This is a genomic window from Pseudarthrobacter phenanthrenivorans Sphe3, from assembly GCF_000189535.1.
In the GTDB taxonomy this organism is placed as follows: Bacteria; Actinomycetota; Actinomycetes; order Actinomycetales; family Micrococcaceae; genus Arthrobacter; species Arthrobacter phenanthrenivorans.
In genome coordinates, this window is the sequence record NC_015145.1 from 158,176 (window position 1) to 182,141 (window position 23,966).

The window sequence follows — 23,966 nt, forward strand, 5'->3', positions numbered from 1 at the left end:
AACGTCCGAGGCTTCAGCTGCCGGCGGCAGTGGACCCGCGCACCACCAGCGTGCTTTCCAGCGTCACGGCCGGCATCTCCAGGGGCTGTCCCTCCATCAGGCGGCGCAGCTGCTCCCCGGCCTTCTGGCCCAGCGCCGCGGCCGGCAGGTGGACGCTGGTCAGGCCGGGATTGCTGGTGGCTGAATACGGGAGGTCGTCAAAGCCTGCAACGGCCAGTTCCGCAGGGATCCGGACCCCCGCCACGCGCGCCTCCTGCAGCACGCCGTAGGCCTGCGTATCCGTACTGCAGACGACGGCGGTCACCTCCTGACGCTGCCACGCCGGCCAGGCGCCGGCAAAGGCAGAAGCCGCCGTGCCGACGTCGACCGTGGTGCTGATGATGCGGTCCGCACCTACGGTGATGCCCCGGGCAGCCGCCTCCGCGAGGAACGCTTCCCTGCGGAGGGCGAAGGTTTCCGTGCCGGTGACGCTGTCCACGTACGCCGCCTGCCGGTGCCCGGCGTCCGCCAGGTGGGCCGCCAGTTCCCGCGCCCCGCTGGCCACGTCCAGGTTCACCGACGGCGCATGCGCCTCCAGCCCGGGCGCGTCCAGCAGCACAAGGGGCGACGGCGATGCGAGGTCCTCGAGGAAGCCTGCGTTGGGTGCGTCCACCAGGAGTCCGGCCGGACGCAGCGACATCAGCCGCCGCACGTCGTCGGCCTCTGGAAACTCACCCGCGTCCGCCACGGACAGCAGAAGCTGGTACTGCGGGCCAAGGGAATCCCGGACCCCGGCGATCACCTTGGCGAAGAAAGGGTTGGAGATGTCCGGCGCCACCAGGACCACCACCGAGCTCACGCCCTTGGCCAGTGAGCTCCCGATGCCGTCCACAACATAGCCCAGCTCGGCGATGGCCTCCCGCACCCTGGAAACGTTGTCCTCGGAAACCCGGCCCGCCGTCTTGCCGTTGGCCACCAGCGAGACGGTCGCCGTGGAGACGCCGGCCCGGGCTGCCACCATCGCGGCCGTGATTCTTCGCGGACGCGCGGGGTGCTGCCACTGTTCCGCGGATTCCATACTTCGATCGTAGTAGCCGCCGGAAGTTCAGCCCACGAAGTCCAGGTCGGCAGGGCTCGCCGGCCGGTCCGTGCGTGCCCGGCGGCCACCGCGCTGCGCGGCCGCGCCGGCGAAGACCACCAGCAGGATCCCCACCACCTGGATGGCAGACGGCTGCTGGTGCAGGATCAGCAGTCCCAGCAGGACGCCGACGGCCGGTTCGATGGCCATCAGCGTGCCAAAAGCCGTGGGCGTCATCCTCCGCAGTGCGAGCATCTCCAGCGCAAACGGCAGCACGGGCAGCAGGATGGCCAGGCCGAACGCGGCGGCCAGCACATCCAGGCTGAGCTGGCTGGCGGCCTGCGGAATTCCGACGACGGCGGCCGCCGCCGCGGCGATGGGTATGGTCAGCGTGAGCCCGCCGATGCCGCTGAACCTGTCGCCGATCCGTTGCGTGAGGAGGATGTAAACGCCCCACGCGACAGCCGCCAGCGCGGCCCATGCCACGCCTGTCGGGTTGAAATCCCCCCGCCACGGCTGGGTCAGCAGGACCACGCCCACCAATGCCAAGGCCGGCCAGGCCAGGGCTTTCCGGTTGTGGCTGCGGATGGCCGCAACTGTCAGCGGACCCAGGAATTCAATCGCGACGGCGGTGCCAAGATGGATATGTTCCACTGCGGCAAGGAAGCCCACTGTCATCACGCCCGTGGTGATGCCCAGGCCAAGCAGCGGCAGGACATCCGGACGGCGGATGGAGCGCAGCGGCGGGCGGGCGATGGCCAGCAGGATGAGGGCGCCCATGCTCAGTCGCAGCCACGCGGTCCCCGCAGGGCCCACGTCCTCGATCAGGCCAACGGACAGGGCCGAGCCCAGCTGGACCGACAGGATCGCCGTGACGGCCAGCCCCCACGGCGGGACCGGGAGGTTGAGTGGCGCGTTTCGCTGGGGCATTTCAGTTTCCTTCAGTGGAGTGGTGGGTTGCAGCCAGACGACGGCGGGCGATGGTGACGTTGGGGCCCAGCCTTTCCAGGCGGGCAGCCAGGTCGTCGGCTGCGGCATCGAGCGCGTCGTCGGCCATGGGCCCGAGGGCGTCGAGGATGAACAGTGCCGCGGTGGTGTCCGCGGTCAACTGGGTACGGGTGCCCTGCCGCCAGTTCCAGCGCCGGCACGTCACGCCGCCGTCGTCGCCCCACACCACCTCACCGGGCTCCGGATGCTCAATGACCCCGGCGCCATCGGAGCTGGTGTGGAACGCCTCGGTGCCGGTGGCGCGGATCAGCCGCGGCGGGCCGGCGTAGCCGGCGAGGTCCTCACCGCCCACGGGAACCTGATGCAGCACCGAGACTGCGTTGTAGAGGTCGGTCAGCCGGTTCACCCGGGGCAGGCCGGATGCCGCGCGGCGCAGCAGTGCCTCGAGGCTGTTGCGCGTGCGTTGGGGCTTGGCTCCAAAACCCTTGTAGGCTTCGCGCCACGCGGCAACATGCGGAAGGTCCTCCACCGCCCGGCCATCAAGTGCTGCCCGGGCCGAGGTCTCCGCTTCCCGTAGCAGCTTGTCGCTGGCCTCGTCGCTTCCGCCGGGGACTAGCCCGTCCACTGCCAGCAGGACGGCCCGGTAGTCCGGACGCAGGGAGAATACTGAGTCTTCGATCCAGGCCGCGGACAGGAACTCCTGCAGCATCACCGGTTCACGCATTCCCTGCCTCCTTATGGTGCTTCGAGCCGACACCGGGTTCGAAGACTGCCAGGGAGAAGGCGGCTGGTTCGTTTCCCGTGTTGGCGTAGGAATGTTCAACGTCGCCGGGGAATGAGACTGCATCACCGGCGTCGAGCACGAAGGTTTCCCCGCCAACCACAACCGTGACGGACCCCTGCCGGACCTGCAGCAGCTCCTTGGTGCCGGGCGCGTGGGCTTCGCTCTGGTGCTGGTCTCCGGATGCCAGGATCCAGTCCCAGAGTTCCACCACATCCGGCGATGCGGTCCCCGCCACCAGCACGCCGCGGCCGCCGCGGGCCGAACTCCAAAGGGCGGCACCGTCGCCGCTGCGGACCACCGTGACCGGCCTGGGCCGCGGCGCATCCACCAGCGCGGGGAGGCCAATGCCCAGTGCATCACTGATCCTCAGCAGGGTCCCGACGCTCGGATTCGCAGCGCCCTGCTCGACGTTGACCACCATGCGCCGGCTCACTCCCGCAGCTTCTGCCAGCTGGTCCAGGGTCCAGCCCCGCGACTGCCGTTCCTGCCGCACCCGCGAGCCGATGGCGCCGGCGAGGGCAGATGTGCTTTCATCCATAAGTGCATCATACTGCACTCTGAGTGCATTACTCGACGACGGCCGGCACCTTCGCGGTCCGGGCCATCACCCGCAGGGGACGCAGCGCAGGCATCGGGACCGCATCATCAGCGCCGCAGCCCGGCCAGCCTGAGGGCTCCCTTGACCAGCCTGGTGTACCGCCCGTTCGCCATGCCGGGCGGCGGGCCCACGGGAACCAGCCGCTGCACGGCAATGGTCTGGGCTTCGGTGTATTTGAGGATGCCTTCCCTGCCGTGGCGGCGCCCCACTCCTGAGTCCTTCATCCCGCCCATGGGAGCATCGTGGGAGGCCCAGGCGGCGGAGTAGCCGTCGTTCACGTTGACCGTCCCGGCAAGGAGGCGGCGGGCCACCGCTTCGCCGCGCCGGGCGGACCACACGCTGGCGTTCAGTCCGTAGCGGGAGTCGTTGGCCAGGGCCACCGCTTCGTCGTCGTCCTCCACCTGGTAGACCGACACCACCGGGCCGAACGTTTCCTCCCGCGCCACCAGCATGTCCCCGGTGACGCCGGTAAGGACGGTGGGCTCGTAGAAGTAGGGGCCAAGGTCCGGCCGGGCACGGCCGCCGGTGGCCAGCCGGGCACCCTTGGCAAGGGCATCCTGGACATGGGCGCTGACCCGGTCCAGTTGCCGCTGGCCGGTGAGTGAGCCCATCTCGATGTCCCAGCCACGGCCCGGACCCACGCGCAACGCCTCGACCCGGGCAACGAATTCGGCCAGGAAGTCCTCAAAGAGGGCGGCATGCACGTAGATCCGTTCCATGCTGATGCATAGCTGCCCGGAGTTGGAGAAGCAGCCCTGCGCGGCGCCCCTGGCCGCCTTGTCCAAGTCGGCGTCGGCCAGGACCAGGGTGGCATTCTTTCCGCCCAGTTCCCCGGAAAACCCTATGAGCCGTTCCGCGCACTGCCGGGCAACGATCTTCCCCGTCTCGGAGGATCCCGTGAACATGAGGAAGTCCGCACCGGCAATCAGGGCCGGTCCCAGCAGCGGACCGTCCCCGGTGAGAACCTGGAACACTCCCCGCGGCAGCCCCGCCTCCTGCAGCAGTTCCAGGGCCATGAGTGCCGTGAACGGGGTTTGGGAGTCCGGCTTGAGGACCACGGTGTTGCCTGCCAGCAGGGCGGGGATCGCATCCGAGATGGCCAGGGTCAGCGGGTAGTTCCAGGGGCTGATGACCGCCACCACGCCCTTGGGGAGCCGGTGTTCCACGGTCCGCGTCAGCCCGGGCGCGGCGCCGGTGCGGCGAGCCGGACGCAGGAAGCGCTGGGCATTGCGCTGGTAATAGGCGGTGGTGAGGGCTGCATCGGCGAGTTCCTCGAAGGCATTGAGCCGGGACTTGCCGCTTTCCGCCTGGACCAGGTCCAGGATTTCGGCCTCCTGCCGGAGGAGCAACGAGTGGAACCGCCGTACGACGGCGCGGCGCTGCTTGAGGGGAACCGCGGCCCATTGGCGCTGGGCTGCCCGGGCGGTGGCGATGGCTGCGTCCACGTCCTCCGGCGTGCAGACGGGGACTTCGCCGATGAGGCTGCGGTCAACCGGGGAATAGGATGCCTGCGTGGGCCGTCCCGCGGCGCAAGCCACCAGGGCAGCGAGATGCGAGGGGGCCAGCGGAGATGCAGCTTGCGTTGACGGCATCGGACGCGGGCCGGTGGTGCTTGTCATGGTGATCCCCTTCGGCGGCAACTTGACTCCCGAGCCTAGCCGCCGGGCCGCCGAAGGAGGAGGGTCCCCCGTCAGCGCCCGGCATCAGGCGCCCGGGGGCCGGTACTTGATGTCCGCCGCCTTCTGCAGCGCCTCCATCGTTTCCTCCACGCTCATGAGCACCGTGGTTTCGAACGAACTCAGCGCCCCGCCGCCGCTGATGGCCAGCGCCACCGCGGCCATGGACACGTTGTCCGGGGCTTCCCAGAGGTTGTAGCCGTCGTGGCTGCCGAAGGCGTACCAGAACCCGTGGAGTTTTCCGCCCACCGATTCGATGTAGGCCTGGGCTGCCTTTCGGCGGTCTTCGGGATTGTTGATCAGCCGACCCCAGGTCTCCGGCGTATAGCTGAACCTTGACAGATAGAGCGGCATTTTTCCGGTCCTTTCGTCTGCAGCGGGGTGTGGATCCACCCAGAATGGCAGCGTGCCGCCGGGAGGGCAACGGCTTGTGCGGCGCTGCCCGCTAGGCTCGGCACATGGTGCAGCGGCAGAGGTATAACTACGGCGGGGACCCCAGCCAGTGGGGCGAGTTGTTCCTGCCCGAAAGGGCCGGCGGCGGGGCGCCGCGAGGCGTGGTGGTGGTCATTCACGGCGGCTACTGGCGGTCGAAGTACGGGGCCGAACTGGGGGAGCCGCTGGCCTTGGACTTGGCCGAGCACGGCATGGCGGCGTGGAACCTGGAGTACCGGCGGGCGGGGAACGGCGGCGGCTGGCCCCGCACCTTTACCGATGTACTGGCCGGAATCGACAAACTCGGTGACCTGGCCGCGTCCCATGCCCTGGACCTGTCCAAAGTGGTGGCACTCGGCCACTCCGCGGGCGGCCATCTAGCGGTGTGGGCGGCCGGCCGCGACCGGCTGGGCCTGTTGGGGCTGGAAACGGAGCACTGTGAGCTCGCCGCGGGGTCCGGCGGCGTCCGCCTCGCCGGAGTGGTCAGCCAGTCCGGTGTGCTCAACCTCGCGGAAGCGGAGGAACTGAACCTTAGCAATGGCGCGGTGGCCAACCTGCTGGGCGGGCCGTCGTCGGAATTCCCCGGCCGGCACCGCTGCGCGGACCCGGTGGCCGCGCTTCCCCTGGGGGTCCCGGTGTACGCAGTCCACGCGGCTGAGGATGAGGACGTGCCGCTGCGGATGTCCGCCTCCTATGTTGCCGCAAGCGCTGGCGCGCCCGTGCCGGCGCGGCTGGCCGTGGTGCCGGGGGACCATTTCTCCCTGATCGATCCGGCGGCCGCGGCGTATGTGAAGTGCCGGGAGCTGGTGCAGGGGCTGCTTCGCTGACACGAACTGCAGCCGCCACCGCATCTCTGGCAGAGTATGAGCATGCTCACAGTTATCGGCGAAGGCCTTGTTGACGTTGTCCAGCGCGCCTCCGGGATTGAAGCCCATGTGGGCGGCAGCCCCCTGAACGTGGCGGTGGGCCTGGCCCGCCTGGACCACCCCGTGCAGTTCATCGGCCGCTACGGTCGGGACGCGTACGGCGATTCGGTCGCGGCGCACCTGCGCGCCAGTTCCGTCATGCTCCCGCTGGGACCGGATGACCTTCCCACCAGCGTGGCCACCGCCCTGATTGGCGACGACGGCGCCGCCACCTACACGTTCGACCTCACCTGGGAGCTTCCCGGCATCGCCGACCGGCTCGCCTTCATGCTGCGCGGCACCACCTTGCTGCACACCGGATCGATCGCCACGATGCTGGCGCCTGGCGCCACCGAGGTGCTCGCCGCCGTCGAATACGCCCATCCGCACGCCACCATCAGCTTCGACCCCAACTGCCGGCCCAGCATCATCACGGACGTGGACTATGCCCGCCGGCACACGGAAAAATTCGTGACCCTTTCGGACGTGGTGAAGGCCTCCGACGAAGACCTGGCCTGGCTGTACCCGGACTTGGACGTGCTGGATGCCGCCCGCCGGTGGCTGTCGCTGGGCGGATCCGAAGGGCCTGCCATGGTTGTGGTGACGCGCGGAGCGGAGGGCCCGTGGGGTGTGTGCCGCGCCGGTGAAGCCAAAGTGCCTGCGCCGAAGGTTGAGGTCGCTGACACCGTGGGCGCCGGTGACTCCTTTATGGCGGCGCTGCTTTCCGGCCTGGTGGACCGCGGCCTGGACGGCGCCCAGAACCGCAAGGACCTGCGGGAACTTCCGGCGGAGGGACTGGAGGAGCTGCTGGCCCACGCGGCGAAGGCCGCCGCCGTCACGGTGTCCCGGCCGGGCGCCAACCCGCCCACGCGCGCTGAACTGAACGGGGCGCCCGTAGAGGATTAGACGGGATTCCCCTTCGCTTACCCCTCGTGGTTGTAGTAGGGCCACGGCAGGAAACGTCGCTCGCCGCGCCGGTCGGGTCCTTCGAGGGTGACCTTGCCCTGCGCAGCCCACTCCACGCCGCGGGGGAACATCCGAAGGAATTCGATCCGCCGGAAGGTGTCTATGTCGTGGCCGATCGTGATGGTGAAGCTGCGTCCCTCGCCGTAGTTGTTGATCCATGCGAGGGGCTGGAGCGTGTTGATGCCGGGAAGGCCCTCAACGCCCTCCGCAGGAATGGCCACCGGATAGTGGGACATGGGCCACATCGGTGCGTTCCGGTACGACTCCACGTCGTCAAACACTGAGAGAAGCACCTCCGCACCTTCGTACAGCTGCACGCCGGTCAGGATGTCGTCACCCGTCACGGTCCAGGTGCCGCTGATGCCTTCCGTGATGGGGTGGCGCGGCTCGGCGGTCTGCAGCAGGGCCTCACCCCAGGGACGCGGGCGCAGCCCGGTAGGGACGCTGAGCTTCGCGCCCCGCATGATGTTGTACTCGTCGGGATAGCCCCAGTCGTCCTCCTGGACAGCAGAGCCGTGGAACCAGACGATGCCTTTCCCGTCGTCGTGGACAAACTTCAGCAGGGCCGCGTCGGTTTCAGCGCCGAAGCCCACGGCTTTTTCGTGGTATCCGTCGCGGCCCTCGAACACGATGACGACGACGTCGTATTTGTCGATAACGTTCGCCCCCAGGCCCCGCGGGTCCTCCACGACGCGGACGCGGAACCGGCCCGTGTCCTCAAGCACGCTGGTGAGCCACTGGTTGTGGGCACGGAAACTGCGGAACTCGTTGTCGTGCTCGCGGGTCATATGCCCGGAAAGGATGAGTGCATTCAGTACTTCGGCCATGGCATCAATGCCTCTTTCTGTCCGCCATCGGAGAGTTACGAGGAAAGTCTACATACTTTAGTCGGAAACAGACATAATGGTGCTACGATCGATTTGCACCTAGAGAGAGTGAGCAACGATGCTTCTCGAAAGAGACCTCATCCAGTCCGTCGGCTTCCGCAACGTCACCGAAGGCGGACGCACAACCGGCTTCCAGTTCAGGGTCCGGATGCCGTCCTACCGCGGCATGGCGGCTTCCCTGATCGACGGCATCGCCGTCCGGGTAGGCAACCTCGTGGACGTCGCCCCTGACATTCCGCTGTGGACCTTCGGCGGGCGGACCTTCACGCTGCAGCAGCTTTGGGAAAGCGACGGCGTCCGCTGGCCCCTCGAGGAGGCCGCGGTGGTCACGGTTCCCTACGACGGCGGTCTTCCGCAGGGAGTCCATGAGCTCACCATCGAGTTGCGGCTGCGCATGTCCTACATCCCCGTGGAGCACCAGCCCACCATCCACCGTGTCAGCAGGTCAGTGACCCTGGCTCCGGAGGGCGGGGAGGGTGCGTTCCGCTATGGTGTCTCCCTCTACAGCTACATGGGCGACTACGGCACGGTGATGGACCTGGAAACTGCATTGGCGTCCGTCGCCGATACAGGTGCCACCGGCGTCGAAATCCTTGGCGAGGGTCACATCCCCGGCTATCCGGAACCCTCGGCCGCGTGGACCGACACCTGGTTCGGCCTGCTCGAGAAGTACTCCCTGGAGCCCACCAACTACGGCTCCTGGATCGATACCCGCCTGTACCCGGGACGGAGCATGACCGTTGCCGAGGGCGCCGCGGCCCTCCAGCGGGACCTCCGGCTTGCCCACCGGCTTGGCTTCGGCTTCGTCCGGCCAAAGATCGGCGTGGTGTCCAGCGATCTGGTTCCGGACCCGATCTGGACCGAATCCGTGGAGCGCTCCCTGGATCTTGCCCACGAGCTCGGGATCATCATCTGCCCCGAGATCCACTCGCCCACGCCCATCAAACACCCTGTGGTTGACGACTACATCGGCCTGATCGAACGGACCGGAACCAAGAACTTCGGCCTGCTCATCGATACCGGCATCTTCCAGGACCGGCCCATCCCGCTGCGGGAAGGCGAGAGCCGCGAAACGCGGCCGGCCTTCCTGGACGGGATCGGCGTCAATCCCGCAGACTTCGCGGACATCGCCCAGTATGTGGTGTTCATCCAGGCAAAGTTCCACGACATCAATGACCAGCTGGAAGACCAGCAGATCCCGTGGCGCCCCATACTCAAGGCGCTCAAGGACTCCGGCTACACCGGCTATCTTTCCACCGAATACGAAGGCGAGCGGACACCCTGGCGGGCCATCGAGCAGGTGCGCCGCCAGCACGCCCTGATCCGCCGCATTGCTTCCGAACTCCCCTGACCATTTCCTTCTGCCAGCAAAGAGATACAGCCATGCCAAACGGACTTCTTGACGAATCGAGCCTCCGCACCCACCCCGAGGGCCTCGCCCTGGCCCTCACGCTTCCCTGGTACCGGAGCCTGTGGCTCTCCTCTGTCTCCAGCCTCCGGCTTTTTGTGGACGGCGTCGAGGTACCCACGGAGGACCTGTCGCTGGAACTGGGCGGCGTCCGCTATGCGGTTCCGGACCTCCCAGCCCAAAGCGAAACTCTCTGGTTCCTCCAGGAGCACCCCCTGCTCATCACCAGGAGGGACACCCCGGTGTCCCTTGGAGGGCAGCACACGGTCCAGCTCATCGGAGAACTGCGCCTGCCCTACATGCAGATCGCCCCGGGCCAGGACGGCGGCCCTGGAATGTATGTCCCCAACTTCGTCAACCAGACGCTGGAGCTGACAGTCACCGATAAACCGGCACCGGCCCCTGCACTGACGACGGCGGTCACGCCGCCTCCGCCTAAGGCCGACGACGATCCGTTCTCGCTCGGGCTCACGCTGTACTCCGCCAGCGCCGAATTCCGGGCCGGCTGGTACGACTTTGACGGCCTGCTCAACCGTGTGGCGGAACTCGGCATTGGTCCGGGTATTGAGATCGTTGCCTCCCAGGTCCTTCCCACATACCCAAACGTGACGGATGACTTTGCCCGGTCCTGGCACCAGGCTTTCGACAAACACGGCTTCACCGCCAGCTCGTTTGGCGCCAACCTGGACATGGGCCGGCGCCGTGACCGGGACATGACCCCGGACGAGGAGTACGAGTTCACCGAAAGGCTCTTCCACGGAGCCAGGAAACTCGGCTTCCCACTGGTCCGCATCCAGAGCGCCAAACCGGAACTGCTCCGCCGGCTTTTGCCGTTGGCCGAGGACCTGGAGCTCAAGCTGGCCTACGAGATCCATGCACCCCTCGGACCCAACTCGCCGGAAATCATGAAGGTGCGCGACGTCTACGCGGACCTTGATTCGCCGCTGCTGGGCTTTGTGGCCGACTTCTCCTCCACCATGCACAGCATGTCTCCGACGCTCCTGCGGGCTGTCCGCCGTGCCGGGCTCGATGACGAGGCCGTCCACACACTGCAGTCCATTTGGGCTACTGACGCCCCAATGCGGGCAAGGCAGGAGGAGTTCATCGGCTACCTGCGGGGCCGGGAATTTGACCCGGCGCGCCTTGGTTCGTTCGCGCATTTGGCCTTCAACATGCATGGGCATGTCAGCCCCAAGGAGTGGGCGGACATCATGCCGCAGATCATGCACGTCCACGCAAAGTTCTACGACATCGATGAGCAGGGCAACGAGCCGGCCATCGACTACCCGGAACTGGTCAGGGTGTTCGTGGAGGGCGGCTACCGGGGTTATTGGTCCAGCGAGTGGGAAGGCCATGCTTTTGCCGAGCTCGGCGAGGTGGATCCGCTGCTGCTGGTCCGCAGGCAGCACGACCTCATCCGCAAGAGCATGCGGTCGGCGTTGGCATCCGCCTGACGCCGGGGGAGTTATCGAGCCTGGCGCTTCAGCTGCCTTCCTGGGCTGCTGCCCCCACGATGTGGGCAGCTTCCTTGAAAAGGCTGCGCATCCACTCGTGCTCGGAATCCCGGTTGTGTACCGGGTGCCACCAGAGGGCATTGAGCAGCGGAGTGGCATCGAAGGGCAGCGGCAGGACGCGGATTCCTCCTACCCGCAACGCAAAGGGGGCCAGCGCTGCCTGGATGAGGGCGATCCGGTTGGTCCCGACCACGAAATGAGGCAGGGACTGGAAGCTTTCCACCACGACGTCCACCCGCGGCTCCACGCCCAGCTGCATGATCTGGCGTTCGGCCGAGGTTGACGCCGACCGCGTCTGGTAGGTCATTACCCACGGCAGTTCTGCAATGTTCTCCATGGTGATTTTTTCACCCACCGCTTCGTTGGAGGATGAGACGACGGCCACCCAGCCGTCCCGCCACAGGTCCAGGTAGGGGAGTCCGGACAGGAATCCGTGGGGGATCAGGATGCCGTCCACGGAGCGCAGGCGGTTGGCGGCATCCTCCACCACCATCGGGTTATGGAGCATGAACCGGAACCGGACGCCCGGCGCGCGCTCGGCCGCCAGTTCGGAGGCAACCCGGCCAATGGTGGTGAACCCGTAGTCGGAGCCGTAGATGGAGAACTCGCGTTCAGATTCGCTGGGTTCCCAGGTTGCCTGGCTCTCGAACACCCGGCGCGCTGCTTCGAGCGCGGTGGTGGTGTGTTCCGCCAGCCGCAGGGCGAACGGAGTGAGCTCATAGGCATTGCCGCGCCTCGCGAGGATGGGGTCTCCAAAATGGGACCGGAGCCGTGCCAGGGACGCGCTCAGGGCGGGCTGGCTCAAGTGAAGCCGCTCGGCCGCCCGGGTTACGCTCCGCTCAGTGATGAGGGCATCGAGCGAGATCAGCAGGTTGAGGTCCAGCCGGGAAAGCGAAGCATGATTCGTCACGGCGCACGGTCTTTCAGTGGTGAACTACGTCTCTTGATTTTATCAATGGCATCAATAGCTTCTCCCTACGGCATCAGGGCACTTGATGCAATCCTTCCGCAAACCTTTGCGAAACTTATGTCTGTCATCCGCAATACTTATGTGCTTTTTCTGCACATCTCGCTCATACTGGTGAGTGACCGGGGTCACGGGCCCCGGATGTTTTCGACAACGAAGTCAGAAAGGCTGGACATGACACAGCACCGCCGCTACTCGGGTCTGAAGGTCGGCGCCCTCGCAGTTCCCACCCTCGCAGCCCTTGTCCTCACCGGCTGCTCGGCCCCCGCCGGCAACAGCTCCTCCACGGGGGGAGCGCAGGAATTCTCCCTCTCCTTCGCCACCTCCAACACCATCGAGAGCCCGTTCCAGGTACTCGCCGAGAAGTACATGGAGGCGAACCCGAACGTCAAGATCACCTTCAATCCGCAGCCCAACGACTCCTACGACCAGACCCTGCGGACCCAGCTCCAGGCCGGCAACGCTTCCGACGTCGTGGTGACCTCACCCGGCAGCGGCCAGGGACGCAGTATCCTTCCTCTGGCGGAGGCCGGGTTCCTTGAGCCACTGGATGACTCCGCCAAGGACCTCCTGCCGGAAGGGAGTGCCAGCACTTTCGGCCCGGAGGGCAAGGTTTTCGGCCAGGCAACGGCCATCACCGTGTCCGCGCTGGTCACGAACGAGGCTGCTGTGAAGGAGGCCGGCGAGTTCCCGACGGACTTTACGGCCCTGGAAGAGCAGTGCAGGACGCTCGAATCCTCCGGGAAATCCCTCTTCGCCCTTGCAGGTGCGGCGCCTCCCAACACAGGCCTCACGGCGATGTCCCTGGCAGCCTCCCGTGTTTACGCGGAAGACCCCGAGTGGAACGAAAAGCGTGCAGCCAAGGAAGTCACCTTCGCAGGCTCGGACGGCTGGAAGTCGGCACTCGAAGCAGTCAACACGCTGAAGGACGCGGGCTGCTTCCAGAAGGGCGCCGCCGGGGCCGGTTTTGACGCCATTACCAAGGGCCTTGCCAGCGGGACGTCACTGGCAGGATTTATTCCGGCCACGAGCTGGAAGCAGCTGCAGTCCGCCGCTGCCGGCTCCGAATTTGCCGTGCGCGCACTGCCGGCTGAAAAGGGCTCGGGTAACGAATACGTCTACGCCAGCGCCAACTACGCCTTCTCCATCAACGCCGCCTCCAAGAACAAGGACGCCGCCAAGGCGTTTCTCGCCTGGGCTGCCGAACCAGAGCAGACCAAGGCGTTTGCAGAAATCGACGGCGCACTGCCGGTCAGTGGACTGGACAAGTACGACTTCGACGGCGGAGCGTACAAGAACGTCGGCGACCTGATCAAGGATGGAAAATACGGGCCGCTTCCGAACATCCAGTGGCCGAACTCCGCCGTCTACGACGCCCTCGCAACGGGGGTCCAGGGCATCATCACCGGCCAGAAGACACCGGACCAGGTCCTCCAGGCGATGGATGCAGCCTGGGGATAGCAACCCCGATCCATCGAACGTTTTTTACCGGCCCAAAGGGACAAGCAAGGAATATCATGACTGCCACGATGCAACCGAAAACGGAAGCAGCCAAAGCACCCCGACGGGGCCGGCGTGCTCCGGGGGCGGGTAAAGCCACCCGCCCCCGGGGCCAGGGCCTGCAGTTCGGACATTGGTGGTGGGCACTGCCCGGGATCGTCCTCGTCCTTGCCATCCACTACGTGGCTACGGGCATCGGCGGTTACTTCGCCTTCACCAACTGGACGGGCATCGGCTCGTTCAAGGTTGTGGGCTGGCAGAACTTCGAAGCAATCTTCAAAGACCCCGCCAAGCTCGGGGCCCTGTCCAACACCCTCTTCCTTGCCTTCGGCTCGGTCTTCCTCGGCAACGTGGCAGGCCTTGTCATCGCCCTGGGCCTGAACCGGGTCCTGAAGACGCGCTACATCCTCCGGACCCTCTTCTTCATGCCCGTGGTGCTCAGCCCCCTGGCCACGGCCTACATCTGGAAATACATCTTCGACTTTGACGGGCCCATCAACGTCTTCCTGACATCGATTGGCGCCGGCGACCTCGCCAAGCCGTGGCTCGCGGACCCGCAATGGGCCATCTGGACAGTCCTCGTGGTCCTGGTCTGGGGCTCCACCGGCTTTGCCATGGTTATCTTCATGGCCGGACTTGCCGGTGTTCCCGTCGAGGTGGAGGAAGCGGCAGCCATTGACGGCGCCAACCTGTGGCAGCGCTTCCGGAACGTCACGCTGCCCGCCATCCGCCCCGCCGTCGCCATCGCCACCACCCTGGGAATCGTGCAGGGCCTGCGCGTCTTCGACCCCATCATGGCCCTCACGGGCGGTGGACCTGCCGGGGCAACCGAAACACTGGCCACGCAGGTCTACAAGCAGGCGTTTGCGCTCGGCAACTTCGGCGGCGGCGCTGCCCTTGCCCTGGTGCTCGCCGTCATCATCCTGTTCTTCGCCGTAATCCAGCAGCGGCTGACGCGATCGAACCCCGAGGACTAGACATGTTCCGCTACACCAAATTCACCCTGCTTCGCGAGGTTGGCCTCTGGGCCCTTGCCCTGCTCTTCCTCGCCCCGTTCTACTTCCTGGTGACCACCGCACTGAAGCCGGACAGCGAGATGTACACCACCTCCCCGCTGGCGCTGCCAAAGAGTCCGGACTTCAGCAACTTCATCGACGTCCTCACCGCCACCGGCAACTCCAACGTCGTGATGGGGCTTGTGAACAGCACCATCATCACTGCAGGCAGCATCGTGGGACTCATCGCGCTCGGCTCGATCACCGGCTACGTCATCTCCCGCAGCACCGCACGCTGGAGCAAAAGTACGTACTACCTGTTCCTGATCGCGATCATCCTCCCCGGCCAGCTTGGCGCCGTACCCCTTTACATGGGGGCCCGGGCCCTCGGCCTGACGGGATCCGCCTGGGGCATGATCATCCTCTACACAGGCATGCTCCTGCCGCTTTCGATCTTCCTGTATTCCAACTTCTTCCGCGGGCTCGGAACCGAGTATGAGGAAGCCGCCACCATCGACGGTGCCAGCAAAACCCAGATCTTCTCCAAGGTGGTGCTGCCCATGATGGCGCCGGCCACGGGAACTGTGACCATCTTCGCCGGGCTCATCGTCTGGAACGACTTCTTCACCTCCCTGATCTTCCTGGGCGGTTCCGCCAACCAGACCCTGCCGGTTGCCATGTACTACTACATCGGCTCGCTGGTATCCGAATGGAACTCGATCTTCGCCATCGTGATCGTGTCCATGGTCCCCATCCTTGCCCTGTTCCTGTTCGCGCAGAAGCGCTTCATCCAGGGATTCTCCGGCGGACTGAAGGGCTGACCCGCCGTCCTCCGCACACCGTGGAGGCCCCAGAACACACACCATCTACCGGCCGCGATACCTTGCGCCCAAAAACCGTTGTGCCGCGCGCCGCCGTCGCACATTTCCTACCGAAACTTCCCAACCACCCAGGAGATCCGCATGTACCAGCTTGCGCCCAATATCGACCTTTTGTTCTCAGAAGCAGGGGCCAGCGCCGCTGACCGCGTCCGCGCAGCAGCCGCCGCCGGCTTCGACGCCGTTGAAATGTGGGGGCCCACCGGCAAGGACATTCCCGCCCTCAAGGACGCCCTCGAGGAAACCGGCGTCCAGCTCACCGCGCAGCTGGCCGAGCCCCGGATGCAGTTCATGATCCCGCCGAAGAACCACGAGCCGTTCTACACCGGCCTTGACGCAGGCGTAGCCGTGGCGCAGCAGCTCGGCTGCCCCCGGATCGTGGTGGGCAGCGGCACCGGCTTCGGCGGTCGCAAACGCCAGGACCAGCTGGACGAACTGATCGAAATCTTCACCAAAGGCACGGCGCACATTGAAGGCTCGGGCATTACCCTGGTCCTCGAACCGGTGAACATCCGCGTGGACCACCCCGGGGCGCTCCTGGACCGGACCTCGGAAGCCGTCTACGTCGCCAGGGGCGTCAACTCGCCCAACTTCGGCGTTCTCTACGACCTCTACCACTCCACTGTGGAGGGCGAGGACGTGGCTGCCGAGCTCGCCAATGCCGGGGACCTGGTCAAGTACGTCCAGATCGCCGATGCTCCCGGCCGCGGTGAACCGGGTTCCGGCTCCATCGACTGGCACGCACGGCTCGCCGACCTGCAGAACAGCGGCTACAGCGGACCCATCGGGCTTGAGTACTACCCAACGATCGAGTCGGCAAAGTCGGTGCGCCGCATCCAGGAACTGGTGGCCGGGCGGTGAGCGGCCACCGGTACCCCGCTGCCGTCGATGTCGCCATCGTCGGCAGTGGTCCCACGGCATCGGCGTATGCGCGAATCCTGAGCGAGGAAGCGCCGGGTGCCACCATCGCCATGTTCGAGGTGGGCCCCACCGTCAGCATCCCGCCCGGGGCGCACGTCAAGAACATCGAGGATCCTGAGCGCCGCAGCAGTGCGCAGCGGGCCTCGGAAGGTCCGGGAGCAGGTGCCGAAACTGTCAGCTCTCCAGGTGCTGTCAAGAGTGGGGAGCGCCGTGCCAGGCCCGGAACCTACCTCCTGCAGGACGGCTATGCCTTCCCCGGCGAGGACGGCATGCCCGTGGCGGCCATGTCCAGCAACGTGGGCGGCATGGCTGCCCACTGGACGGCTGCCTGCCCCCGGCCGGGAGGCAAGGAGCGGATCCCGTTCCTCCCTGACCTGGAGGACCTGCTGGACGACGCCGACCGCCTGCTCGGCGTCACCACCCACGCTTTCGACGGCGCTCCCTTCTCGGACCTGGTCCGCGAACGCCTCGCGGCAGTGGTGGACAACGGCAGGGGGCCGGCCTTCCGGGTCCAGCCCATGCCGCTTGCCGTACACCGGCGGGAGGACGGTGGCCTCGTCTGGTCGGGGTCCGACGTGGTGATGGGGGACGTGACCCGGGAAAACCCGCAGTTCCACCTCTTTGATGAGTCCCTGGTGACGCGGGTGCTGGTGGAGGACGGGGTTGCTGCCGGCGTCGAAGTCCAGGACCGCCGCACCGGCGGGACACACCAGGTGTCCGCCCGGTACGTGGTGGTGGGCGCGGATGCCCTCCGCACCCCGCAGCTGCTGTGGGCTTCAGGAATCCGGCCGGATGCCTTGGGCCGCTACCTCAACGACCAGGCCCAGGTGGTGTTCGCCAGCAGGCTGCGCGGCGTCACGGCCCCGCAAGGATCCGCGGCTGCGGACGGTGCGCTCAGTGAGCAGAGCGGCGTGGCCTGGGTTCCCTACACGGATGAAGCTCCCTTCCACGGCCAGATCATGCAGCTGGATGCGTCCCCCGTCCCGCTGGCGGAGGACGACCCGGTTGTTCCGGGATCGATCGTGGGGCTTGGCCTGTTCTGTGCCAAGGACCTGCAGCGCGAGGACAGGGTGGCGTTCGACGACGGCGCCCGCGACTCGTACGGGATGCCCGCGATGCGGATCCACTATCGCCTCACCGAGCGCGACCGCGAGGTGCTGGAGCGGGCCAGGCAGGAGATCGTCCGCCTGGGCAAGGCTGTGGGCGAGCCGCTCGACGAGCAGCCCTTCGTCCTCCCTCCCGGCGCATCCCTGCACTACCAGGGCACCACGCGTATGGCCCGGACGGACGACGGCGAGAGCGTCTGTTCGCCCGACAGCGAGGTATGGCAGGTCCCCGGCCTCTTTGTGGCCGGCAATGGAGTCATCCCCACCGCGACGGCGTGCAACCCCACGCTGACGGCGGTAGCGCTCGCCGTGCGCGGAGCGCGAAAAGTTGCAGAAAAGCTAAACAGCTCTTTACTTATGTCTAATTCAGACAATAGAGTGAGTAAATAATGAAGAAGTGGCAGGGCATGCCGCAGACAAGGAGGTCTCGATGATTGCCGACCGCATAATCGAGCAAGGAACACTCACAGCCCGCGACGGCCGGGCCGCCGTCGGAGTCCGCATCCCGTGGTACCGCGCGCTCCCCGGCTCCTGCATCGCCGGGGCGGCGCTGACGGTTGACGGCGTGGCCGCACCGGAAGACTCGCTGCGCTGGACCATGAACAACCGCACGTTCAGCTTCGAGGAACTCGTTGAAGAGACCGGCGAATGGTGGTTCCCTTTGGATTCTGCCGTCCTGTCCGGCGACCTTCCCCTGCGCGACGACCAGGCGGAGCACGAGGTCCGGGTGGACTTGAAGCTCTACATCCCCTACATCATCACCGACCACGGCGTGCTGCACATCGAAGAGCACGACACCAAGACCATGAAGGCGGCACAGCGATGACAGGCCTCGGCACGCCGATCCAGGGCGTCACCCTCTACAGCTTCACCCGGGCTTTCCACGGCCGGCAGTACGACCTCGCAGGCCTCATCCGCAAGGTGGCGGCCGAAGGTTTCGGCCCGGGGCTGGAAGTCATTGGCTTCTCCAGCTTCCGCGGCTTCCCGGACCACATCGACGACAACTTCGTGGGGCAGTTCCGCGACCTGGTGGCAGAAGTGGACCTCATCCCCACATCATTGGCCGTCAACGTGGACACAGGCATCCGCCGGGACCGGCTGATGAACCACGACGAGCTGGTCGAGTACATGCGCAAGCAGATCGAGGTGGCCGCCCGGCTCGGCTTCCCGATCGCCCGCGTGCAGATCTCGCTGACGCCCGACGCCATGGAAAGCCTGCTGCCCGTGGCCGAGAAGTACGGCGTCACCCTTGCCCTGGAAGTCCATGCGGACCAGCACGGCGCGCACGAGCGGGTCCTCGCACTGCGTGACCGCTACGAAAAGCTTGACTCCCCGCTGCTCGGCTTCACCGCGGACTGGGGTGCCACCGTCACCGGCTTTGCCCCCTCCCTCCTGGAGGCCTACCGCCGTCGCGGCGCCTCAGAGGACCTGCTCCGGCAGGTGGTTGAGCTGTGGAACGGCTTCTATGCAGAAGGACCCCCCAACACCCAGAAGGTCCACGGAGAGCGTTTCGGTGCCTTCATCGGCCTGGCTGCCCGGAACGGCAGGCCGGACCTCGGCATCGATTTCGGCATCAACGGAACGGGCCTTTTCGGTCCTGCGCCGCTGGACACCTGGCTGGAGATCATGCCGTGGGTGCGCCACGTGCACGGCAAGTTCTTCGGGATCGACGAGAACGGCGAAGAGCCCTCCGTGCCGGTGCGTGGCCTGGTCCGGCAGCTCGTGGAGAACGGGTACTCCGGTGCCATCTCCAGCGAATACGAGGGCTGGCACTGGAACAACTGGCAGGACCCGTTCGAGATCATCCGCAGCGAACAGGCCATCCAGCGCTCGGCAGCAGCCGACGCCGGTTCCGCCATGATCACCGATGCCGCCGAAGCCCGCCGCATCCTCAGCAGCCACCTCGCCCAGCCCGTCCGCGGCTGAAACAAAGGAATACGACATGTCAGAAGGCATCGCAGGCTCGGGCATCGAGCTTGGCATCACCCTCTATTCACTCACCTCCGAATTCGCCGCCGGGCTCTACACGCCCGGGACGCTGATACAAGCGGTCGCCGACGAAGGCCTCGGCCCCGGCGTCGAATTCAACATCGCGCAGATGCTGCGCACCTACCCCGACGTCGACAACGACTTCGCGAAACTATGGCGCGACAGCATGGACCGCTACGGCCTGACCCCCAGTGCCGTGGGCACCAACCTGGACATGGGGCGGCGCAAGGACCGGGACATGACTCCGGATGAGGAGTACGACTTCTTTGCACGGCAGCTGAAGACGGCGAACACCCTCGGCTTCCACAAGATCGTGATCCGCTCCGCCGGCAAGGAGCTGCTTCGCCGGCTGCTGCCCTTGGCCGAAAAGTACGACCAGAAGCTCGGCTACGAAATCCACGCCCCCCAGGGCCCGAACGATCCCAAGATCCTCCAGATCCGCGAAATGTACGAGGAACTGGGAAGCGACCGGCTGGGCTTCACGGCCGACTTCAGCTCCACCATGCACAGTCTCTCGCCCACGCTGTTCCGCACCCTGACGCAGATGGGCCTGCCGGAGGAGCACTTCGCGGTGATGCAGGAGATCTGGCGCAAACCCCTGCCCATGCAGGAGCGCAACCAGGAGTTCGAGGACTACCTGAGGGAGAACAACTTCGATCCCGCCCGGCTGGGCCCGTTCACCCGGCTCGCCTTCAACATGCACGGGCTGGTCCCGCCGGAGGAGTGGCTGGACATCATGCCCCAGATGTTCCACGTGCACGCCAAGTTCTACGACATAGACGAGAACGGCAACGAGCCCGCCATGGACATCCCGCGCATTGTGCGCCAGTTCGTCAAGGGCGGCTACCAGGGCTTCCTGTCCAGCGAGTGGGAGGGACATGCCTTCGCCGATCTGGGCGAATCAGACCCCATCGACCTGGTCAAGAAGCAGCATGCCCTGATGCGCCGCGCCATCGAAGACTCAGTCGTTCCCGCCTAAGGAGGCCCAATGTCTGCCATCGATATCGATCTCATGGCCGAGGTGGAACGCCTCCGGGGCGAGCTCGCCGAAGCCCTGAAACTGGCCCGCCGGGCCAATGACCGCGGTGACATCGAGAACCTGTTCAACCGCTACATGTACCTGCACAATGCCTTCGAGGATGAGCAGATCATCCCGTTGTGGGTGAAGCCCGGCACGCCTGGCATCCGCGCCAGGTACACCAACGCCGGCCAGTACACGGAGTACGACAGCGTCATCCGCTACCACCAGGGCCGCCCGCGGCCCGAGGGAAAGCTGATTTTGCACTACACCACCACCCCGGTCATCGAGGTGGCGGCCGACGGCGAAACCGCCAAGGGTGTCTGGATCATGACCGGCAACGAGTCCGGCCTGACTGACCCTGAGGTGGCCAAGGACAGCCCGGACTACATGTATTCGCCGGGCGAGGTCCAGGGCAAGAAGGTCTGGGCCCATTGGGTGTGGTGCAAGTACGCCGTGGACTTCCTGCGCCAGGACGGCGAATGGAAGATCTGGAAGTTCCGCTGCTACGAGCTGCTGCGGGCCCCGTTCGAGGAGAACTGGATCAGCTTCGCCGAGAAGAACCAGCACGCCTTCGCACTGGACCTGATGTACTTCGGCGACGACGGCAAGCCGGTGTTCATGCCACCCGCCGATGAACCTGTGCCCCAGGAATACCACCCGTACAGCCCCACCGCGCGGCAGAGGCTGGATCCACTGCCCCCGGTACCCCACGACACCTTCGTCGATACGTTCAAGTAAGGAAAGCCCATGGCAACTCACAACTCCCTGTTCCAGGACGCCGATGTCCGCAGGCACCCCGAGGGCATTTCGGTCTCCGTGCAACTGCCCTGGTACCGCAGCCTCTGGCTCTCCGCGGTTGACGACGTCGCGGCAACAGTCAACGGGGTGGAGATCCCCAAGGAGTCCCTCCGCTTCGAACTCCAGGGCAAGACCTACAGCATCGCGGAACTCCCCGAACAATGGGAAACCCTGTGGTTCGTGGCCGACAAACCGGACATCATCATCCCGCTGGACCGAGTCCCCGACGCCGGCGAGGAGATCGACGTCGAGGTTATCCTCACCCTCCGCCTGCTCTACATGCAGATCGCACCCATGCGCTACGTCGGAAACCGGGTGGCGGTTGAGCGCAAGGTGGTGCTGGCATGACCACCCTCCGCGTGGCCATGATCGGTTACGGCTTCATGGGCGCCGCCCACTCACAGGGCTGGCGCACCGCACCGCGGGTGTTCGACCTCCCGGCCGAGCCGGAAATGGCGGTGATTGTGGGCCGGAACGCTGAAGCGGTGGCTGCTGCCGCACACAAGTGGGGCTGGGCTGAGGCGGCCACAGACTGGCGTGAGGTGATCACCCGGGACGATATCGACGTCGTCGACATCGTTACCCCCGGCGACTCCCATGCGGAAATAGCGATCGCGGCACTTGAGGCCGGAAAGCACGTCCTGTGCGAGAAGCCGCTGGCAAATACGGTGGCCGAGGCGGAGGCCATGGCGGAGGCGGCTGAACGGGCTGCTGCCTGCGGTGTTCGTGCGATGGTGGGTTTCACCTACCGGCGCGTTCCCGCCGTCACGTTCCTGCGGGACCTTATCGCCGAGGGTGCCGTGGGGACCATCAATCAGGTGCGTGCCTCGTACCGGCAGGACTGGCTGGTGGACCCGGAAATGCCGCTGGCCTGGCGCCTGCAGAAGGAACATGCCGGATCCGGCGCGCTGGGCGACATCGGCGCCCACGCCATCGACCTGGCCCAGTTCGTCACCGGGCTGAACCTGGAGAAGGTGTCCGGAACCATCGACACCATCGTCAGGGAGCGGCCGTTGCTGGACTCAGGCTCCGGCCTGTCCGGCAGGGCCGGTTCCGGCTACGGCAAGGTGACGGTGGACGATATCGCTATCTTCACCGGCCGCTTCGAATCAGGGGCGCTGGCATCATTCGAGGCCTCCCGCTTTGCCACCGGCCGGAAGAACGCGCTGCAGATAGAGGTCTCGGGGGACAAGGGCGCCCTGGCCTTTGACCTGGAGGACCTCAACAGCGTCCAGTTCTATGACCGCACGGTGCCCGGGGACCGCCAGGGTTTCCGGAAGATCCTGGTCACTGAAGCGGTGCATCCCTACGTTTCGGCGTGGTGGCCTGCCGGCCACATGCTCGGCTACGAGCACGGGTTCTCGCACCAGGTCAAGGACCTCGTGGAGGGCATCGTGGGCGGCACCGACCCGCATCCCACGTTCGCTGACGGGCTGAAGGTGCAGCGCGTGCTCGAGGCCGTCGGGCGCAGTTCCGAAAATGATTCCGCCTGGACGCGCGTTGCAGCCGACGTCCCGGCGCAGGTTTCGTAGGAGGGGAAAACAGATGGCACGACCAATCACCTTGTTCACCGGCCAGTGGGCCGACCTGCCGTTCGAAGAGGTGGCCCGGCTCGCCGGCGAGTGGGGCTACGACGGACTGGAAATCGCCTGCTGGGGCGACCACCTGGACCCGTGGCGCTGGGACGACGACGCCTACGTGCAAGGAAAACTCGACATCCTGGAACGCCACGGCCTCAAGGTGTGGACCATCTCCAACCACCTCAAGGGCCAGGCCGTGTGCGATGACCCCATCGACGAACGGCACCGCGGCATCCTGCCGGACGTGGTGTGGGGCGACGGCGATCCTGAAGGAGTGCGCCGACGCGCCGCGGAGGAGATGAAAAATACTGCCCGGCTCGCCGCCAGGCTCGGGGTGAAGACGGTGACAGGCTTCACGGGCTCGTCCATCTGGAAGTACGTGGCCATGTTCCCACCCGCCTCCGAAAAGATGGTCGACGCCGGCTACCAGGACTTCGCCGACCGTTGGAACCCCATCCTCGACGTGTTCGACGAGGTGGGGGTCCGGTTCGCCCATGAGGTGCATCCGTCCGAGATCGCGTACGACTACTGGACCACCCAGCGTGCCCTCGAGGCGATCGGGCACCGGGAGGCTTTCGGGCTGAACTGGGACCCGAGCCACATGGTGTGGCAGGACATCGATCCGGTGGGCTTCCTGTGGGACTTCAAGGACCGCATCTACCACGTGCACTGCAAGGACACGAAGAAGCGGCTCAGCAACGGGCGCAACGGCCGGTTGTCATCCCACCTGGCGTGGGCTGATCCGCGCCGCGGCTGGGATTTCATCTCCACCGGCCACGGCGACGTTCCGTGGGAGGATGCGTTCCGGATGCTCAACTCCATCGGCTACCGCGGCCCCCTGTCTGTGGAGTGGGAGGACGCCGGGATGGACCGGCTGGACGGTGCGCCCGAGGCGCTCGCGTTCGTGCGCCGGCTCTCCAGCTACGAGCCCTCCGCCGCGGCCTTCGACGCCGCCTTCAGCACCAAGTAGCAGCCCGCCACGAATGAGTTGACGGCAGAAACGGCCGGTCCCGGAAACCCCGGGGCCGGCCGCCGT

At 66.2% G+C, this 23,966-nt stretch carries 24 protein-coding genes; 16 read left to right on the forward strand and 8 right to left on the reverse strand.

The features are described 5' to 3' along the window. Nucleotides 1-13: 13 nt before the first annotated feature. The 6 genes from ASPHE3_RS00750 to ASPHE3_RS00775 all read right to left on the reverse strand — a co-directional run bounded on the left by ASPHE3_RS00750 (nt 14) and on the right by ASPHE3_RS00775 (nt 5,417). Nucleotides 14-1,057, reverse strand: coding sequence for a LacI family DNA-binding transcriptional regulator (locus tag ASPHE3_RS00750; protein WP_041651807.1), 1,044 nt, complete (start codon nt 1,055-1,057; stop codon nt 14-16). A 27-nt stretch (nt 1,058-1,084) separates the two neighbouring features. Beyond that, on the reverse strand, nt 1,085-1,987 hold the full coding sequence (locus ASPHE3_RS00755; RefSeq protein ID WP_013599315.1) for an EamA family transporter: 903 nt from the start codon (nt 1,985-1,987) through the stop codon (nt 1,085-1,087). A gap of 1 nt (nt 1,988) precedes the next feature. Further along, nucleotides 1,989-2,729, reverse strand: coding sequence for a B3/B4 domain-containing protein (locus ASPHE3_RS00760; RefSeq protein ID WP_013599316.1), 741 nt, complete (start codon nt 2,727-2,729; stop codon nt 1,989-1,991). Further along, entirely contained in the window at nt 2,722-3,327 is a 606-nt protein-coding gene (locus ASPHE3_RS00765) for a helix-turn-helix domain-containing protein (RefSeq protein ID WP_013599317.1), read from the reverse strand. The genes ASPHE3_RS00760 and ASPHE3_RS00765 overlap by 8 nt, the downstream gene beginning before the upstream one ends. 107 nt (nt 3,328-3,434) lie before the next feature. Continuing rightward, nucleotides 3,435-5,006, reverse strand: a complete 1,572-nt coding sequence (locus ASPHE3_RS00770; protein ID WP_013599318.1) for a succinic semialdehyde dehydrogenase — start codon at nt 5,004-5,006, stop codon at nt 3,435-3,437. Between the two features lie 84 nt (nt 5,007-5,090). Beyond that, entirely contained in the window at nt 5,091-5,417 is a 327-nt protein-coding gene (locus ASPHE3_RS00775) for a GYD domain-containing protein (protein WP_013599319.1), read from the reverse strand. Nucleotides 5,418-5,521: 104 nt separating this feature from the next. On the opposite strand from ASPHE3_RS00775, the gene ASPHE3_RS00780 reads away from it, so the two are divergent. Both ASPHE3_RS00780 and ASPHE3_RS00785 read left to right on the forward strand, forming a co-directional pair. Continuing rightward, complete coding sequence (locus ASPHE3_RS00780; protein WP_013599320.1) at nt 5,522-6,322, forward strand: alpha/beta hydrolase; 801 nt, start codon at nt 5,522-5,524, stop codon at nt 6,320-6,322. A 42-nt stretch (nt 6,323-6,364) separates the two neighbouring features. Next, nucleotides 6,365-7,306, forward strand: coding sequence for a carbohydrate kinase family protein (locus ASPHE3_RS00785; protein WP_013599321.1), 942 nt, complete (start codon nt 6,365-6,367; stop codon nt 7,304-7,306). A 17-nt stretch (nt 7,307-7,323) separates the two neighbouring features. On the opposite strand, the gene ASPHE3_RS00790 is transcribed toward ASPHE3_RS00785, so the two are convergent. Further along, nucleotides 7,324-8,193, reverse strand: coding sequence for a ThuA domain-containing protein (locus tag ASPHE3_RS00790; protein WP_013599322.1), 870 nt, complete (start codon nt 8,191-8,193; stop codon nt 7,324-7,326). A 118-nt stretch (nt 8,194-8,311) separates the two neighbouring features. Between ASPHE3_RS00790 and ASPHE3_RS00795 the strand changes: the two genes are divergently transcribed. Continuing rightward, entirely contained in the window at nt 8,312-9,604 is a 1,293-nt protein-coding gene (locus ASPHE3_RS00795; RefSeq protein WP_013599323.1) for a C-glycoside deglycosidase beta subunit domain-containing protein, read from the forward strand. 32 nt (nt 9,605-9,636) lie between these two features. Further along, entirely contained in the window at nt 9,637-11,115 is a 1,479-nt protein-coding gene (locus ASPHE3_RS00800) for a sugar phosphate isomerase/epimerase family protein (RefSeq protein WP_013599324.1), read from the forward strand. Between the two features lie 28 nt (nt 11,116-11,143). On the opposite strand, the gene ASPHE3_RS00805 is transcribed toward ASPHE3_RS00800, so the two are convergent. Beyond that, nucleotides 11,144-12,085, reverse strand: coding sequence for a LysR family transcriptional regulator (locus tag ASPHE3_RS00805; RefSeq protein WP_013599325.1), 942 nt, complete (start codon nt 12,083-12,085; stop codon nt 11,144-11,146). 231 nt (nt 12,086-12,316) lie between these two features. Between ASPHE3_RS00805 and ASPHE3_RS00810 the strand changes: the two genes are divergently transcribed. From ASPHE3_RS00810 to ASPHE3_RS00865, 12 genes are all read left to right on the forward strand, one after another. Continuing rightward, nucleotides 12,317-13,603 (forward strand): ABC transporter substrate-binding protein, encoded by a 1,287-nt coding sequence (locus tag ASPHE3_RS00810; RefSeq protein WP_013599326.1) that lies wholly within the window; start codon nt 12,317-12,319, stop codon nt 13,601-13,603. 56 nt (nt 13,604-13,659) lie between these two features. Next, nucleotides 13,660-14,619 (forward strand): carbohydrate ABC transporter permease, encoded by a 960-nt coding sequence (locus tag ASPHE3_RS00815; RefSeq protein ID WP_013599327.1) that lies wholly within the window; start codon nt 13,660-13,662, stop codon nt 14,617-14,619. Nucleotides 14,620-14,621: 2 nt separating this feature from the next. Next, a complete protein-coding gene (locus tag ASPHE3_RS00820; protein ID WP_013599328.1) occupies nt 14,622-15,458 on the forward strand; it encodes a carbohydrate ABC transporter permease in 837 nt (278 codons plus the stop codon). A 141-nt stretch (nt 15,459-15,599) separates the two neighbouring features. Then, complete coding sequence (locus ASPHE3_RS00825; protein WP_013599329.1) at nt 15,600-16,376, forward strand: TIM barrel protein; 777 nt, start codon at nt 15,600-15,602, stop codon at nt 16,374-16,376. After that, complete coding sequence (locus ASPHE3_RS00830; RefSeq protein ID WP_013599330.1) at nt 16,373-17,932, forward strand: GMC oxidoreductase; 1,560 nt, start codon at nt 16,373-16,375, stop codon at nt 17,930-17,932. Before ASPHE3_RS00825 ends, ASPHE3_RS00830 begins: the two co-directional genes overlap by 4 nt. A 40-nt stretch (nt 17,933-17,972) precedes the next feature. Beyond that, a complete protein-coding gene (locus ASPHE3_RS00835) occupies nt 17,973-18,368 on the forward strand; it encodes a C-glycoside deglycosidase beta subunit domain-containing protein (protein WP_013599331.1) in 396 nt (131 codons plus the stop codon). Beyond that, entirely contained in the window at nt 18,365-19,468 is a 1,104-nt protein-coding gene (locus tag ASPHE3_RS00840) for a sugar phosphate isomerase/epimerase family protein (protein WP_013599332.1), read from the forward strand. Before ASPHE3_RS00835 ends, ASPHE3_RS00840 begins: the two co-directional genes overlap by 4 nt. Nucleotides 19,469-19,484: 16 nt before the next feature. After that, the gene (locus ASPHE3_RS00845) at nt 19,485-20,510 is read left to right on the forward strand and encodes a sugar phosphate isomerase/epimerase family protein (RefSeq protein WP_013599333.1); all 1,026 of its coding nucleotides are present in this window, start codon (nt 19,485-19,487) and stop codon (nt 20,508-20,510) included. A 9-nt stretch (nt 20,511-20,519) separates the two neighbouring features. Continuing rightward, nucleotides 20,520-21,290: a nuclear transport factor 2 family protein gene (locus ASPHE3_RS00850; RefSeq protein ID WP_013599334.1), complete on the forward strand. Its 771-nt coding sequence runs from the start codon at nt 20,520-20,522 to the stop codon at nt 21,288-21,290. A gap of 9 nt (nt 21,291-21,299) precedes the next feature. After that, nucleotides 21,300-21,698: a C-glycoside deglycosidase beta subunit domain-containing protein gene (locus ASPHE3_RS00855; protein WP_013599335.1), complete on the forward strand. Its 399-nt coding sequence runs from the start codon at nt 21,300-21,302 to the stop codon at nt 21,696-21,698. Next, entirely contained in the window at nt 21,695-22,882 is a 1,188-nt protein-coding gene (locus tag ASPHE3_RS00860; protein WP_013599336.1) for a Gfo/Idh/MocA family protein, read from the forward strand. Before ASPHE3_RS00855 ends, ASPHE3_RS00860 begins: the two co-directional genes overlap by 4 nt. Nucleotides 22,883-22,895: 13 nt before the next feature. After that, the gene (locus tag ASPHE3_RS00865) at nt 22,896-23,900 is read left to right on the forward strand and encodes a sugar phosphate isomerase/epimerase family protein (protein ID WP_013599337.1); all 1,005 of its coding nucleotides are present in this window, start codon (nt 22,896-22,898) and stop codon (nt 23,898-23,900) included. The last annotated feature ends 66 nt before the right edge of the window (nt 23,901-23,966 follow it).